The organism is Undibacterium pigrum (assembly GCF_003201815.1).
In the GTDB taxonomy this organism is placed as follows: domain Bacteria; phylum Pseudomonadota; class Gammaproteobacteria; order Burkholderiales; family Burkholderiaceae_D; genus Undibacterium; species Undibacterium pigrum.
Map to the genome: position 1 here is coordinate 1 of NZ_QJKB01000041.1, position 1284 is coordinate 1284.

The following is a 1284-nucleotide window of genomic DNA, read 5'->3' on the forward strand; positions in this document are numbered from 1 at the left end:
CAATGTCGCTCCCGTCATCGGTGGTGTCGTCGCCGGCCAGACAGTCACCGAAACCACCACAATTACTCCCTTTGCTGGCGTTACCATCACTGACCCAGATGTGGGCGCATCTGAAACCATCATCATCAGCCTCGACACTGCTGCCAAAGGGGCTTTCACTGCCGCCTCCCTCGCAGCGACAGGCTTCTCGACTGCCGATGGTGGCCTGACTTATACCCATGCTGCCGGTAGCCCGGCGGTAGTAGAAGCCGCCATTCGTGGGCTGGTATTCCAGCCTGCAGCTGGCAGGGTAGCAGTCGGTGCGACAGAAACGACGACCTTCACCATCAGCGCCAATGACGGCATTGCTTCTGCGGTATTGAACAACACCACAACGGTGATCGCCACGGGTACCAATGCTGCACCAACCAATATCACGCTGTCGAACGCAACGATCCAGCAAGGTTCTGCAGACAACACCAGTGTGGGGACCCTGACCGCCATTGATCCCAACCCCGGTGATACGGCAGCATTCACCCTGGTTACAGGTAATGGCACGAACGACAAGGACAATGCCAAGTTCACGATCTCAGGCAATAGCCTGGTGGCCAAGAACCCTGTGAGCATGACACCGGGTAATTACACGGTGTTTGTACGGGCGACGGATGCCATGGGTGCTGCCTATGAGAAGAGTTTTACCATCGCTGTTGGTGACAATGTTGCGCCAGTCGCGACTGGCATCGCCCGTATCCAGAATGAGAACACCAGTCTGGGCACGATAGATTACAAAGTGACATTCAGCGAAGCAGTCACAGGCGTCACGACAGCAGCCTTTTTGCTGGCCACGACAGGTACGGCAGCGGGCACCATCAGCAGTATCATCCAGCTTGATCCTTCCACTTATACCGTCAGGATCACTGGCCTGACTGGCGATGGCAGCCTGGGCCTGAATCTCAAGTCCAGTGGCACGGGCATCGTTGATACCTCCAGCCTGCCGCTGAGTGGCGGCTTTACCGGGCAGTTATACCAGGTTGACCACACAGCACCGACCACCGCCATCGGTAATCTGAAGTTCTCGAATGACGATGGTCTCAGCAGCACAGATTTTATTACGACGATCAATCTGCAAACCATCAGTGGCAGTTTGAGTACTGGCTTGCTGGCTGGCGAAACAGTACAGGTATCGCTCGACAATGGTGCCAACTGGATCAATACCGTGACGGCGATTGGCAGCACGAATTGGAACCTGCCTAATCAGATTCTGAGTGGTAACAACACCCTGAAGGTCAGGGTAGCGGATCTGGC

At 55.7% G+C, this 1284-nt stretch carries 1 protein-coding gene; it reads left to right on the top strand.

The features are described from left to right. A partial coding sequence (locus DFR42_RS29460; protein ID WP_425450914.1) for an autotransporter outer membrane beta-barrel domain-containing protein occupies window positions 1–1284 on the top strand: 1284 nt, incomplete at both ends.